Origin of the sequence: Alicyclobacillus sendaiensis NBRC 100866 (assembly GCF_001552675.1) — a bacterium.
GTDB classification, from domain to species: domain Bacteria; phylum Bacillota; class Bacilli; order Alicyclobacillales; family Alicyclobacillaceae; genus Alicyclobacillus; species Alicyclobacillus sendaiensis.
Map to the genome: position 1 here is coordinate 26,778 of NZ_BCRQ01000006.1, position 14,276 is coordinate 41,053.

General features: G+C 63.4%; 13 protein-coding genes. 9 read left to right on the forward strand and 4 right to left on the reverse strand.

Annotated elements, in window-relative coordinates:
* Nucleotides 1–23: 23 nt before the first annotated feature.
* Complete coding sequence (locus tag AS26_RS02230) at nucleotides 24–821, forward strand: 3'(2'),5'-bisphosphate nucleotidase CysQ (RefSeq protein ID WP_062305770.1); 798 nt, start codon at nucleotides 24–26, stop codon at nucleotides 819–821.
* Here the strand turns inward: AS26_RS02230 and AS26_RS02235 are convergent.
* The 3 genes from AS26_RS02235 to AS26_RS02245 form a co-directional block, all read right to left on the reverse strand.
* Nucleotides 818–1,597 (reverse strand): YdcF family protein, encoded by a 780-nt coding sequence (locus AS26_RS02235; protein ID WP_062305772.1) that lies wholly within the window; start codon nucleotides 1,595–1,597, stop codon nucleotides 818–820. The genes AS26_RS02230 and AS26_RS02235 overlap by 4 nt on opposite strands.
* A gap of 8 nt (nucleotides 1,598–1,605) precedes the next feature.
* Nucleotides 1,606–2,067 (reverse strand): peptide-methionine (R)-S-oxide reductase MsrB, encoded by a 462-nt coding sequence (gene msrB / locus AS26_RS02240; protein WP_062305773.1) that lies wholly within the window; start codon nucleotides 2,065–2,067, stop codon nucleotides 1,606–1,608.
* Between the two features lie 67 nt (nucleotides 2,068–2,134).
* Entirely contained in the window at nucleotides 2,135–2,626 is a 492-nt protein-coding gene (locus AS26_RS02245; protein ID WP_062305774.1) for a helical membrane plugin domain-containing protein, read from the reverse strand.
* A 179-nt stretch (nucleotides 2,627–2,805) separates the two neighbouring features.
* On the opposite strand from AS26_RS02245, the gene AS26_RS02250 reads away from it, so the two are divergent.
* The 7 genes from AS26_RS02250 (at nucleotide 2,806) to AS26_RS02280 (ending at nucleotide 11,932) form a co-directional block, all read left to right on the forward strand.
* Nucleotides 2,806–3,630, forward strand: a complete 825-nt coding sequence (locus tag AS26_RS02250; protein ID WP_062305776.1) for a helix-turn-helix transcriptional regulator — start codon at nucleotides 2,806–2,808, stop codon at nucleotides 3,628–3,630.
* Between the two features lie 197 nt (nucleotides 3,631–3,827).
* Entirely contained in the window at nucleotides 3,828–5,588 is a 1,761-nt protein-coding gene (locus AS26_RS02255) for an ABC transporter ATP-binding protein (protein ID WP_245629569.1), read from the forward strand.
* Between the two features lies 1 nt (nucleotide 5,589).
* The gene (locus AS26_RS02260; RefSeq protein WP_062305779.1) at nucleotides 5,590–7,419 is read left to right on the forward strand and encodes an ABC transporter ATP-binding protein; all 1,830 of its coding nucleotides are present in this window, start codon (nucleotides 5,590–5,592) and stop codon (nucleotides 7,417–7,419) included.
* 307 nt (nucleotides 7,420–7,726) lie between these two features.
* Entirely contained in the window at nucleotides 7,727–8,686 is a 960-nt protein-coding gene (coaA, locus tag AS26_RS02265) for a type I pantothenate kinase (RefSeq protein WP_062305780.1), read from the forward strand.
* 191 nt (nucleotides 8,687–8,877) lie between these two features.
* The gene (locus tag AS26_RS02270) at nucleotides 8,878–9,951 is read left to right on the forward strand and encodes a sugar-binding transcriptional regulator (RefSeq protein ID WP_062305781.1); all 1,074 of its coding nucleotides are present in this window, start codon (nucleotides 8,878–8,880) and stop codon (nucleotides 9,949–9,951) included.
* Complete coding sequence (gene gap / locus AS26_RS02275) at nucleotides 9,929–10,933, forward strand: type I glyceraldehyde-3-phosphate dehydrogenase (RefSeq protein WP_062305783.1); 1,005 nt, start codon at nucleotides 9,929–9,931, stop codon at nucleotides 10,931–10,933. Before AS26_RS02270 ends, gap begins: the two co-directional genes overlap by 23 nt.
* Nucleotides 10,934–11,173: 240 nt before the next feature.
* Nucleotides 11,174–11,932 (forward strand): exodeoxyribonuclease III, encoded by a 759-nt coding sequence (locus AS26_RS02280; protein ID WP_062305784.1) that lies wholly within the window; start codon nucleotides 11,174–11,176, stop codon nucleotides 11,930–11,932.
* A 67-nt stretch (nucleotides 11,933–11,999) separates the two neighbouring features.
* Here AS26_RS02280 and AS26_RS02285 read toward each other — a convergent pair whose 3' ends face one another.
* Nucleotides 12,000–13,256 (reverse strand): adenylosuccinate synthase, encoded by a 1,257-nt coding sequence (locus tag AS26_RS02285; protein ID WP_062305786.1) that lies wholly within the window; start codon nucleotides 13,254–13,256, stop codon nucleotides 12,000–12,002.
* A 106-nt stretch (nucleotides 13,257–13,362) separates the two neighbouring features.
* Here AS26_RS02285 and AS26_RS02290 point away from each other — a divergent pair, with 106 nt between their 5' ends.
* Nucleotides 13,363–14,271 (forward strand): LysR substrate-binding domain-containing protein, encoded by a 909-nt coding sequence (locus tag AS26_RS02290; protein WP_062305825.1) that lies wholly within the window; start codon nucleotides 13,363–13,365, stop codon nucleotides 14,269–14,271.
* Nucleotides 14,272–14,276 lie beyond the last annotated feature (5 nt).

Here is a 14,276-nt window from a genome sequence, read left to right on the forward strand (position 1 = left end):
TGCCACACCATTTGGAGGAGTGCATGGAGAAGGCATGGCTGGATGGCCTGGCGGCGGTGGTCGCAGAGGCCGGTCGCTTGGTGGAGGACATCGCCAGGCAGGGCTTTGACACGCAATTCAAGAATCCAGACGAGCGGCGAGATCCGGTCACCACGGCCGATCTCGCCTGTGATGCGTTTCTGAAAGAGCGGCTGCTCGCGCTCCTTCCGGAGGCCGGCTGGCTGTCCGAGGAGACGAAGGATCGGCCGGATCGCCTCACGAAGCGCTGGGTGTGGATTGTAGATCCCATCGACGGGACGCGGGAGTTCGTCCGCCGGATTCCCGAATACGCCGTGTCGGTGGCGCTCGCGCGGGACGGTGAGCCGGTGGCGGGCGCGGTGGTGAATCCCGCGACGGGGGATCGATTTCTCGGCGCGGTGGGCGTCGGCGCGTGGCGGAATGGGAAGCCCATCACCTGTTCGCGCGATCGCGGCGAGCGCCTCATCATTCTGGGCAGCCGGTCGGAGATGAACCGCGGGGAGTTCGAGCCGTTTGCGGATGTTCTCGACGTCCGCGCGGTGGGCTCCATCGCGTACAAGCTGGCGCTCGTCGCAGCGGGCGAGGCGGACGGCACGTTCAGCCTCGGGCCCAAGCACGAGTGGGATATCGCCGCGGGTGTCGCGCTCGTCCTGGCCGCCGGGGGACAGGTGCACGACGGGGCCGGGCTCCCGTTTCGATTCAACCGGCCGAACACGCTCACCCACGGCATCCTGGCGGCCACGCGCGAAGCGCACGCGGATCTCGCCCTGCTGCTCGAGCGGCACGCGCCGCGGCGCGCCTAGCCGTGGAGGTGGAGGCGCGCGGCGAGGATGCCGAGATCTTCGTGCAGCGCGGCCGCCGTCTCGTCGAGGCCTGTCTCGGAGGGCAGGAGTGCGTGCGCGAGGGGCGTGGGCACCTCGCTCACGGTGTAGCCCACCGGATAGGGCGTCACGACAAGCCCCACGCGCCGAAAGTCCATCACGGCCCGCGCCATCTGCGCCGCCGATGCGACGAGAATGGGGTGCGACCGATGCAGCCTGCGCAGGATGAGGGCGGTGTGTTCGGCGTTCTCCTCCGTGGTGCGGCTTGTCGGGTCCACGTACATATCGCGCCGCGGCACGCCGAGTGCGGCGAGATCGCGCGCGGCGATGAGCGCAAACGCGTACGATTTCCCGTTTGCGCGGATGAGCGGACCGCCGGAGAGCACGATGGGGAGACGCTGCTCGGGGTACAGCGCGGCGGCGGCGAGGACGCGCTCGCCCGAGTCGCCGTACAGGGTGCCGGTGTCAAGGCCGGGATCGGCAAAGTCCGGCGTGGCCGCGGAAAAGCCTGCGCCGAGCACGACGATGACGTCGCCCACGGGGCGGGCGGGCGGCGCGTACGCGCGTTCAAGGGGCGCGAGCAGGAGATTGCCGACGGCCGGGGTGCACATAGCGGCGAAGGACAGGGACACGGCGGCCAGTGCGAGGGCGAAGCCGCGGCGATGGCGGGCGAGGAGCACGGCCAAGAGAAGCGCGAGGGTGGCGAAGAGGCCCGGCGGCAAGGCGAGGCTCTCCGCCAGCTTGACCATCCACAGCATGGGAGGCGTCAGTCCTCGTCGTCCTCAAACAGCTTCAGGTATTCGCCGTACCCTTCTTTTTCGAGGTCCTGCTTCGGGATAAAGCGGAGCGCCGCCGAGTTGATGCAGTAGCGAAGGCCACCTTTGTCGATGGGGCCGTCGGGGAACACGTGGCCGAGGTGTGCGTCCGCCTCACGACTGCGGACCTCCGTGCGGATCATGCCGTGGCTGGTATCGAGTCGCTCCATCACCGCATCTTCGGAAATCGGCTTGGTGAAGCTCGGCCAGCCGCAGCCGGAGTCGAACTTGTCTCGAGACGAGAACAGCGGCTGCCCGGAGACGATGTCGACGTACAGGCCCTCCTCGTGGTGGTTCCAGTACTCATTGCGAAACGGCGGCTCCGTCGCGTTCTCCTGGGTCACGGCATATTGAAGCGGAGTCAGGCGCTTGCGCAACTCTTCCTGGGTCCATTTGCGCTTGGATTCGGCCATGGCCATCCCTCCTTGGTGTCAGGCGGGGCGATCGCGCCCGTGTGGCCGGACGCGATCGCCAAAAGGCTCAATGGTGGCCGTGAGACTCGTCTTTGCCGAGTTCCTCGAGCATCGCGGAGACGATGCGGAGGTTCTTCTGAACCACCGGCTCTTTCAGCAGTTTCAGCAAACTGAACACGCTGTACGTGGTGGTGTCGTGTTCCGCGCGCTCCTTGGCCACCTTGTACGCGTCGAGCACCTTCTTCGCGGGGCCCACGGCGGGCTCGACCATCTGCTTGGCGAGCTTGCCGAACCCTTCGAGCGAGTCGCCATCCGTGATGACGTCCTCCACGGCCTGGGAAACGCGGCTCACGAGGTAGACCAACTTTGCGAGTTGGGGTAAGTGCTCGACGATGGCGGTCAGGCTTTCGAGCGTGCGCTCATCGGCCGTCAGCGCCTCCACCAATTGGGCAATCTTGGGCAGCCGTTCAAGGACATGGTTCAACGACCGTTGAACGGACGGATCCAGCAGAATGTCCGACACATCCAGCGTCTCTTGCATCTGTTGCGTCTCACTCACGACGGATGAGCCTCCTTGCGCCTTGCACCATAGAACTGCGTGCTTGGTTGTGATTGTCTGGGACTCTCGATTCCACTGCTCAGTATAGTGGACGCGAGGCCCGATGTCTAATAGAGGATGAGACGAAACGGGCGAGGTCCGCATGGTGAGATGGCCTCGTTGGAGGAGTGAATGGCTTCGTGTCTTTTGGAAATGGCGGAAGCCGAGAGCCGGAGGCGTGGCTCGTCGGCGCAGGATTTGCGGAGCACGATACGCCGTTCGTGCAGGCGGTGCATCAAGGGCTCGACTGCTATCTGTTTCGCCTTCAGCTCGACGGTCGCGCCGTCGTCACGACGTCCGGGACGTCTGTGGTGGTTGGCGCGGGGGATCTGCTCCTCTTTCCGGCCGGGGAACCGTACGAGCTGCGCATCGAACCGGATGACAACCATCGGCCGGGCGAGCATTTGTCGACGGATCTCTATCTGTTCTGCAACGGCCCCTGGGTCGATCAGTGGTGGAATCATCGGCCGAGAAAGCGGCATCTGCGACTCGCGCTGCACGAAAACTGCGTGTACCTCTGGCGCCAACTCATCGAAGAGTACCGGCGGCCGGGCCAGCCGGATGGCGAACTGTGCGACTATCTCCTCCGAGCGCTCTGCCTCACGTTTGACAAATACGGGTACGATCCGAAGCGCGCCACGCCGGTGCCCATTGCGGCGGAGCGGATCCGAGCCTACATCGAGCGGCACGCGGCGGAGGATCTGTCGCTGGCCGACATTGCCGATGCCGTCGGGCTCTCGGTGTCGCGCGTGGTGCACATGTTTAAAGAGGCTTATGGTCAAACGGTCGTCCAATACTTGCAGAACGTGCGCCTGCAGATGGCGTGTGACCGCATGCGCTTCAGCAACCTGAACTTAGAAGAGATTGCCGATCGATGCGGCTTTCACTCGTACTCGTATTTCTATCGCGTATTTCGCCAGAAATATGGTATTTCGCCTCGGGAATTTCGAAAGCGCGCGACGTGATCGGCGCGTGAGCCGCCTGTGGCAATGGGCACCGTGTGTTCGTTCTGGTCCAGATCGGCGGTGTTTGCGCGCCAGCCACATCCGGAAAAAGATGACCAGATTCGTCATCCCGTTTCGCGGCCGACTGTGATTCAATGTCTGGCGTGCGACTGATCCGGCTCCGGCCGCGAAAAAGGGAGAGACCTGATTTGGCTGGCGTGTATCGACGATTATCTCGCTTTTATCGGCCGTACCTGTCGCTCCTTTGGGTGAGCCTCGGCTTCCTCGTCTTGACGGCCCTCTTGCAGCTCGCGTATCCCTATTTGCTGAAGGCCATTGTGAATCGCGTGATCCTCGGACACCGCGAGGAGCTCCTCTTCCCGCTCTCGGTTGCCATCCTCCTCGCGTCCTTCGTCAAGGGCGTCTGCAACTTCACGCAGGCGTATCTGGCGCAGGTGTTCGGCGCGCGCACGGCCTTCGATTTGCGCAACGAGCTCTACCGGAAGCTCAACCAACTCTCCTTTCGGTTCTACGACGAAATCCACACGGGCGACCTCATGTCTCGCCTCACGGCCGATCTCGACGCGTTCCGCATGTTTTTTGCCTTTGGCATCAACAATCTTCTGAACTTATTCCTGACCATCGTGTTCAGCATTGGCATGATGCTGACGCTCGATGTCCGGCTGGCGCTCCTCCTCTCTATCGTGATACCGGTGCTCGCCGCCATCGCCATCCGATTCGATAAGAAGGTGGGGCCGGTCTTCATGGCCATCCGGCAGACGCTCGGTCGACTCAATTCGGGCGTCCAAGAGAGCCTCATGGGCGTGCGCACCGTGAAGTCGTTCGCGCGTGAGGCGCACGAGATCGACAAATTTCGCGAGCGGAATCAGGCGTACTACGACGCCAACATCCGCGCGACCAAGCTGTGGCGCGCCTTCTTTCCCGCCATCGAGCTGACCGGCAATCTCGGTGTCGTGCTGATTCTCATCGTCGGCGGATGGCTCGTGATGTCGGGCCACATGAACCTTGGCGATCTCGTCGCCTTTCTCTCGCTCATCTGGTACATGATCTGGCCCATGTCCCAGCTCGGCTTCTTCCTGAACAACTGGACGCAGGCCACCGCCGCCGGCGCACGCCTCCTCGAGATCCTCGAGCAACAGGACGATCTCGACGCGTCTCAGGAGGAGGTGGACCGCCCGATGGAGGGGCTCGTCGAGTTTCGCGGCGTGAGCGTGAAGCTTGGCGGCGAATACGTCCTGCGCGACATCACGTTCACCGCGCGGCCCGGGCAGACGGTGGCGATTGTCGGCCTCACCGGAAGCGGCAAGTCCACGCTCGTCTCGCTCATTCCCCGCTTTCGCGACGTCGACGAAGGCGCGGTGCTCGTGGACGGCGTCGACGTGCGCCAGTGGAAGCGCGCATCGCTAAGGCGGCAAATCGGCTTCGTGTTTCAGGAGGCGTTTCTCTTTTCCACGACGCTTTTCGCCAACATCGCCTACGGGCGCCCGGACGCGGATCTGGCGCGCGTGGAAGAGGCGAGCGAAGTGGCCGACGCGGCCGAATTCATCCATCGGCTGCCCGAGGGGTATCTCACGCTCGTCGGAGAGCGCGGGCTTGGCCTTTCCGGCGGCCAGCGGCAGCGCGTCTCCATCGCCAGGGCGCTCGTGCCCGAGCCCCGCATCCTCATCCTTGACGACGCGACGAGCGCCGTCGACATGGAGACGGAGGAAGTGATTCAGCAGCGCCTCGCCGCTCGCGCCGGTCGCGCCACGACGTTTCTCATCGCCCAGCGACTGAACGCCGTGAAAGATGCGGATGAAATCCTCGTGCTCGACGGAGGCCGGATCGTCGAGCGAGGCCGTCACCAGGAATTGCTCGATCTCGGCGGCCTGTATCGGCACATCTACGACATGCAGTTTCGCGACCTCGAGGCCTTGCGCCAAATCGAGAATCCCTGTCTCGCGGAAGGAGAGCGCTGAAATGGCACAGACGCAAGACGCACAAGGCGGTGGCGAAGCGCTCCTTCGGGCGCCGTTTATCTACCGAGATGACGAGGCGCTCGAGAAAAAACTGCAACTGTCGCTCATCCTGCGGCTTGCCTCCTACATGCGGCCCTATCCAACGCTCATCGCGTTTGCGCTCCTCGCCACAGGCGGCAACCTCGTCGTGACGCTCGTCGCGCCGTATCTGGTGGGCCAAGCGGTCGACGCGCTCGTGGGTCATCGCCACGCGCACCTGCTGTTCGTGTACGCGGGGGTGCTCATCGCGCTTTATCTCCTCAACTTCGCCGCGTCGTTCTTTCGGATTGATCTCACCAATCGGCTCGGGCAGCGCGTCATTCAACGTCTGCGGGATGAGCTGTTCGTCCACGTGCAGGGGCTGTCGTCCGACTTCTTCGACGCACGCCCCGCGGGCTCCATCCTGGTCCGCATCCTGAACGACGTGAATTCGCTTCAGGATCTGTTCACAAACGGCGTCATCAATTCCATCACGAATGTGTTCACGTTGATCGGCATCATCGCCATTATGTTTTCGCTCAACTGGCGTCTCGCCACGGTCGCGCTGGTTGTCGTGCCGTTCATGTTCCTGCTCTCGCTGCGGCTGACCGTGCAGATCCGGCGGGCGTGGCAGCAGGTCCGCCTGCGCCTCAGCCGCCTGAACGCGCATTTGGCCGAGGCCATTCAGGGCATGCGCGTGACGGAGGCGTACGTCCGCGCGGACGAAAATCAGCGATTTTTCGAGGCGATGAACCGCGATTACATGCGCACCTTCCTGCGCGCGCAGCGCTTCAGCATTCCGTTTGGCCCGCTGGTGGACCTCACCGGTGCGCTCGGATCGGCGCTTCTTTTCTGGTACGGCGTTCACCTCGTGCACACGGGCGCGGTCACCGTCGGGCTTCTCGTCGCGTTTGCGAACTATCTGGGCAGCTTTTGGACACCCATCAGCCAGCTCGGACAGCTGTACAATCAGGTGCTCGTCGCCATGGCGTCATCGGAGCGGATCTTTCAATATCTCGACACCCGGCCGACGGTGACGGATCGCGCGGTTGTGCGCGAGCTGCCGCCTGTCAAAGGACACGTCGAGTTCTGCCATGTCACCTTCGCCTACGAGCCGTCCCGCCCCGCCATCGAGGACGTCTCCTTCGTCGCCCGCCCCGGCGAGACCATCGCGCTCGTCGGCCACACCGGGGCCGGGAAATCCACGGTGGTCAACCTGCTCGCGCGCTTCTACGATCCGACCTCGGGCGAGATCCGAATCGACGGGCACGATCTCCGCTCCGTCTCGCTCGCCAGCCTGCGCCGGCAGATGGGCATGGTGTTGCAAGAGACGTTCCTCTTCTCGGGGACCCTCATGGACAACATTCGCTATGGTCGGCCCAACGCGACGGACGAGGAATGCATCGCGGCGGCGAGAGCCGTGTACGCGGATGAGTTCATCCGTCGCCTCCCAGACGGTTACTTTACCGAGGTGCAGGAGCGCGGGGCCAGGCTTTCCCAGGGGCAGCGCCAGCTCATCTCGTTCGCTCGCGCCATCCTCGCCGACCCCAGGATCTTGATTCTCGACGAGGCCACGGCGAGCATCGACACCTACACGGAGCACCTCATTCAGCGGGCGCTCAAGGTCCTCCTCGAAGGGCGCACCTCGTTCGTCGTCGCGCACCGGCTGTCCACGATTCGCGAGGCAGACCAAATCCTTGTATTCGATGCAGGTCGCATTGTCGAGCGCGGCCGCCACGACGAGCTCATGCGCCGCCGCGGCGCCTACTACAAGCTCGTTCAGGCGCAGTATCGAAGCATGGTGAACGGTTGACGCTGGGCCGCGCGGAGCCCGTGCGGCCGGCCCATGGGGCCCGGCTGATGGCGGTCGCCTAAGGTTTCTTTACGCGATGGATCCTGTTCTGTCTCCTTGAGTCAAGGATGCAAGGACGTCGTGTAAATATGACGAGATCGGCGTATGCTGTCAGTGTGCAAGGAAGGGGGCGCACACCGCATCGCGTTCCTTTTCTTTTACGGATTGAACATTGTATACTGTCGTTGGCCCGGCGAGACAGGCCGGGCCTTATGCGTTCATGACGGACTCATCCATCCGCTTCGAGACAGATTGCGGGGGGCGAATGATGCAGAATCACGCACAGGTGAACGAGCGCTTTTCTCCCTTTTTGACGCTGTCGCGCGAGGAGTGGAGCCGGCTCCGGGACTCCACGCCGCTTCTTCTCTCCGAGGACGATCTCGCCCAGCTTCACGGCTTGAACGAGCCCGTGTCCCTGGAAGAGGTGGAGGAGGTCTATCTGCCACTCTCCAGGCTTCTCAATCTGTACGTCGCCGCCACGCAGAACCTGTACGAGGCCACGCACGCCTTCTTGGGCCATCAGTCGCGCAAGGTCCCGTACATCATTGGCATTGCGGGCAGCGTTGCCGTCGGCAAGAGCACGACGGCCCGCATCATCCAAGCGCTCTTGTCGCGCTGGCCCAACCATCCGAAGGTCGATCTCGTCACCACCGATGGCTTTCTCTACCCAAACGCTGAACTCGAGCGGCGAGGCTTGATGCAGAGAAAGGGCTTTCCAGAGAGCTACGACACGCGCCGGTTGATTCGGTTTTTGGCCGACATCAAATCCGGCAAACCGCGCGTCGAGGCCCCCGTGTACTCGCACATTGAATACGACATTGTGCGCGGGGAGCGCATCGTGGTGGAGCAGCCCGACATCCTCATCCTCGAGGGCTTGAACGTGCTTCAGACGCGCATGGCTTCGAGCGGACGCCCGATGACTATTTTTGTCTCTGACTTCTTTGATTTCTCCATCTACGTGGATGCGCCGGAAGACCTCATCCGCGGCTGGTACATCGATCGGTTTTTGAAGTTGCGGGAGACGGCGTTCCGCGATCCGAAGTCGTACTTTCGCCGCTACGCGGATTTGTCCGACGAGGAAGCCGTGGCGACGGCGCTGCGCATCTGGGAGGAGATCAACGCAAAAAATTTGCGAGAAAACATCGCACCGACCAAATCCCGGGCCGACCTCATCCTGGCGAAAGGCGCGCATCACCGCGTACAGGAGGTCCATCTGCGCAAGATATGAACGAGCCAGGGCGCACGGCACCTGGACTGCCAATTCCCCCGGGACGCATTGCGCCTGTGCTGCAAACGCGCTACACTGAAAGTGATGGGACGGTATGAGGAACCCTCGGGACGGAAACTGTCCCTTAGGATCCTCCCCGACGATAGGCGTTGTGGCGACACGACCGACCAGTGACGATGAGGAGAAGAGGCATGGAGTGGACGGTGTGGGCCGCGGTTGAACGGGTCGCGCCTGAGTTGGTCAGGGCCATGGAACACCGCGTGCGGGTGATGCAGCGCATTGACGCACACGCGCCCATCGGCCGACGAGCGCTCGCGCACGCCATGGGCCAGTCGGAGCGCACGCTTCGAACCGAACTGGAGTATCTCAAGCAACTCGGGCTCGTGGCGACGTCCTCGTCCGGGGTGTCGCTGACGCCGGAGGGCAAGGCGCTTTTGACCGAGCTCGAGCCGCTCGTAGCGGAAATCGCCGGGCGCTCCGATTTGGCCTGGCGCGTCTCTTCGCTCCTTCGCATTCCTCGGGTCATCGTGGTGGAAGGCGATGCGGACGAGGACGCCTGGGTGACGGACCGCATTGGTCAGGCGGGCAGCGAGGTGCTCGCCGAGGTGCTCCAGGACGGGGATATCATCGCTGTGACGGGCGGCACCACCGTCGCAGCGGTCGCGAAGGCCATGAGTGCAAAACCGCTTCGGCAGGGCATCACCGTGGTTCCGGCGAGAGGCACGGTCGGCGAAATCGTGGCGTACCAAGCCAACACCATCGCGTCCGAGCTTGCGGCGAAACTCGGAGGCTCGTCCATTCTCCTGCAGATCTCCGACAGCCTGTCGCAGAAAGCGCTCGAGCAGTTGCTGGACGATCCGTACATTCAGGAGCGCTTGCCCATCATTCGCCAGGCGACCGTCGTGGTGCACGGCGTCGGGGACGCCCTTGCGATGGCCCGGCGGCGCCACGCGACGGAGGAGGAGGTCCAACTCCTTCAAGCGCGCGAGGCGAAGGCTGAGGCCTTCGGGCACTACTTCAACGCGCGAGGAGAAGTCGTCTACGCGATGCGCACCATCGGGCTTCGGCTCGATGACGTCGCTCGGGCGAGGGTCGTGATCGCGGTGGCCGGCGGACAGAGAAAAGCGCAGGCCATCGCCAGTGTGGCAAACGCCTATCGAATTGACGTGTTGGTGACGGATGAAGGCGCAGCGCGCCGCATTTTGCAACTCGAAACTCCAGCAGGCAAGGAGAGGGTCGAACATGGCAGTGAAGGTTGGCATTAACGGCTTTGGCCGCATTGGCCGCAACGTGTTTCGTGCGGCGCTTCACAATCCGAACATCGATATCGTGGCGGTGAACGACCTGACGAACGCCGAGACGCTCGCCGCACTCCTCAAGTATGACTCGGTGCACGGCATCCTGCCCGAAGATGTCCGGGCCGAAGGCAACGATCTCGTCGTCGCCGGCAAGACGGTCAAGGTGTTCGCGGAGCGGGATCCGGGTGCGATTCCCTGGGCCGAGATCGGCGTGGACATTGTCATTGAGTCGACGGGGCTGTTCACCAACCGCGAGAAGGCCGAGGTGCACATCACCAAGGGCGGCGCGAAAAAGGTGATCATTTCGGCGCCGGCCAAGAACGAGGACATCACCATTGTGATGGGCGTCAACCACGAGATGTACGATCCGGCCAAGCACCACGTGATCTCGAACGCGTCCTGCACGACGAACTGCCTCGCGCCGGTGGCGAAAGTCATCGATGATGAGTTCGGCATCGTGAAGGGCCTCATGACGACGGTGCATTCGTACACCAACGACCAGCGCATCCTTGACCTGCCGCACAGCGATCTGCGCCGCGCCCGCGCCGCTGCGCTCAGCATCATCCCAACCACCACGGGCGCCGCGAAGGCCGTGGGCCTCGTGCTGCCTCACCTGAAGGGGCGCCTGAACGGCATGGCGATGCGCGTGCCGACGCCGAACGTGTCGCTCGTCGACTTCGTCGCGCAGACGAAGAAGCCCGTGACGGTGGAAGAGGTCAACGCCGCGTTGAAGCGCGCCGCAGAAGGGCCGCTGAAGGGGATTCTCGCGTACAACGAGCTCCCGCTCGTCTCGAAGGACTACAACGGCGACGCGCATTCGTCCACGGTCGACGGCCTGTCCACGATGATCATCGACGATATGGTGAAGGTCATCGCCTGGTACGACAACGAGTGGGGTTACTCGAACCGCGTGGTCGATCTCGCCTGCTACATCGCGTCGAAGATGTGACGTTGGCGAACCAGGAGCCCGCGCCCACCGTGCCCGATGGCACTGGCGGCGCGGGCTGTTTCTTTGCACGCGTTTGTGCCGGCGCCTTGAGGCGGGAGGGATTCCGACGCGCCTGACCGAACTTGATGGGGGAGGTGGCGATCTCGGCCGACGACCTGTCGTCTGGGCGAGATCCGGCATTGGCACAGGCGCTCGAACTTCTTGCGAGCGACGACTAAGCACCTGGTGAGGAGGACGACGTTGAGGCTTGTGTCGTGGAATGTCAATGGGCTTCGCGCCTGCGTGAACAAGGGTGCGTTTCTGCCGTATTTCGAGGCCGTCGGGGCGGACGTGTTTTGCGTGCAGGAGACGAAGCTCCAACAAGGGCAGATTGAGCTTCCGCTTGGCGAAGAATATCAGCAAATCTGGAACTATGCGGAGCGCAAAGGCTATTCGGGCACGGCCGCGTTCACGCGCATCCCGCCGCTTGACGTCCGCTACGGGTTGGGCGACGGGATCGATCCAGAGGGGCGGGTCATCACGCTCGAATTCCCGTCCCTGTATGTGGTGACCGTGTACACACCAAACGCGAGGCGGGACCTGTCGCGCCTGCCATATCGCTTGGAGTGGGAGGACAGGTTTCGCGCGTATCTTTGTGCGCTGGATCGCGAGAAACCCGTGATCGCGTGCGGCGATTTTAACGTGGCGCATCAGGAGATTGACATCAAAAACGCGAAATCGAATCGCGGCAACTCCGGATTCACCGATGAGGAGCGGGCTAAGATGACGGAGCTGCTTGCCGCGGGCTTCGTGGACACCTTTCGCGCGCTCCACCCAGACGTGACGGACAAATACACGTGGTGGTCCAACATGCCGGGTGTGCGAGAGCGGAATATCGGATGGCGAATTGACTATTTCTTGGTCAGCCATCGCCTGCGGGATCGGATCCTCGAAGCCCGCATCGACGATCACGTCCTGGGGAGCGATCACTGTCCGGTGGTGCTGGAGGTGGAGGTCTAACTCCGCGGGCTTGGCATGTGAGTTGTTACCTGCGAAGTGCCGGATCAGTGGGTGAGGGACTTTCCCCTCACCTCACAATCGTCTGCTCTCGGCTTGGCCCCACGCTGACGTACCGGATGCTGACCCCCACCTGTTCTTCGATAAACGCGACATACTGCCGCGCCGCGCTCGGCAAGTCGTCAAACGTTCGGCAGTCGGAAATGTCCTCCTGCCACCCTGGAAGGGCGTGATAGACGGGCTTCGCGCGCTCCATGTCGTACGCGGCCGGCGGCCAGTCGAGCCGATGGCCGTCCAGCTCGTAGGCGACGGCGACCTGGATCTCGTCAAGGCCCGACAGGACGTCAAGCTTCATGAGCGCGAGCTCCGTGTAGCCGTTGATCCAGGCGCCATACCGCAACGCCGGGAGATCGAGCCAGCCACATCCACGCGGCCGCCCCGTGGTGGCGCCGTATTCGTGGCCGCGATCGCGCAAAAACGCGCCGTACTCGTCGTGCAACTCCGTCGGGAACGGGCCCTCGCCGACCGCCGTGGTGTACGCTTTGGTGATGCCCGTGATGCGCTCGATTTGGGTGGGCGGTACGCCCGCACCGCTGCACACGGCCCCCGCGATGGGGTTGGACGACGTGACGAACGGATACACGCCCCAGTCGAGATCGCGCATAATCCCGAGCTGCCCTTCGAACAGCACGTGCTTGTTCGCCTTGGCGGCCTCGTACAAAAGCGGCGTCGTGTCCGTGATGTACGGAAGCAGGACGTCGCGGGATGCGGCGATGGGCTCCCAGACGTCTTCCCAGGTGCCGTAGCGGTCGAGGCCGGGCAGGCGCCGGCATTTCGCCTCGAACGCCGCGCGCACGCGCTCCTCGAGGCGGGCGACGTCGCGCATTTCGCCCATCTGGATCCCAAAGCGTCCGACTTTATCCTGATAGGCGGGGCCAATGCCCTGCAGTGTCGTACCGACTTTTTTCGATCTCGCCTCTTCTTCCCACTGGTCCTGCCAGATGTGATACGGCAGCACCATGTGCGCCCGGTCCGAGATGACAATGCGCCTCGTGTCGATCCCGGCCTCCGCGAGCGACGTGAGCTCCTCCACGAGTTTGGGCGGATTGACCACGACGCCAGCGCCAAGCACGCACAGCGTGTGCGGGTGAAAAATCCCCGAGGGCACGAGATGAAGCGCAAACTTTCCATACGTATTCACGATGGTGTGGCCCGCATTGCCGCCGCCCTGATACCGGACGACGATGTCCGCCTCTTCCGCCAGGTAATCGACCATTTTCCCCTTGCCTTCGTCGCCGTACTGAGCACCCACAACTGCATGAAACATCGCGCGTTCCCTCCTCAACACAACTCCAGTGTACGACGCGCCTCTTCTATGTGTAAAATGAATGATATGTATCATTTTCATGCTCATCGTGTATGGAGTGATCACCATGTTTGAATCCCTGCGGGCGCTGGTCACTGTGGTCTCGCTGGGGAGCGTGTCAGAGGCGGCCCGGGCGCTCCACGTGACGCAGCCCACGGTGACGCGCCAGATTCAACAACTGGAGCGCCACTTCGGGCAGGCGCTCTTTGATCGGAGCGGCAAACGGCTCGCGCTCACGCCCGCCGGCGAGCGCGTTCACGCGTACGCGCTTGAGGTGCTTCGGAAGCAGGAGGAGTTGGCCGAGTCGCTCCTCGAGATGTCGAATCCGGAGGCGGGATTGGTGCGCATGGGCGCGGGGCTCTCCCCGACGCTCTATCGCCTGCCTGCGATGGTCGCCCGCTACGCGTCGAAACATCCGCGCGTGCGCTTCCAGGTGGTGACGGGATCGTCCAAAGTGACGCTCGAGCGGCTCGCGTCGCGCACGGTCGATCTCGCCATTGTGACGACGCCTCCGGATGAGGAGGCGGGTGTCGAGCAGGTGGCGCTCTGGCGCGACGAGCTCGTCGCAGTCGCGCCGGCCTACCATGCGCTCGCGGGCAAGCGCGCGACCATTGTGGAGTTGGCCCAGTATCCGCTCGTGGTCATGCACGGCGAGTCGGGCCTGAGGAAGCAGATCGACGACCTCCTGCACGGCGCGGGGGTCGAGCGGCCTGCTCCGCCGGTGATGGAAACGGACAGTCTGGAAGCGATGAACCGTTTCGTGCAGGCGGGGCTGGGTGTCGCGGTGGTGCCTTGGCCGGCAGTGGCGGACGATGTGACCCAGGGCCGCCTGAAACTCGTCCATATCGTGGGTTGCGATCTCGGCCAGCGCACCGTGACGCTCGTCTGGCGCAAGGAATCGCACATCCCGGCGGCTGCGCGCGCATTCATCGAGTGGCTCGCGTCGGCGGGAGCGGCGGCCACCGAATTGCGGTAAGATGA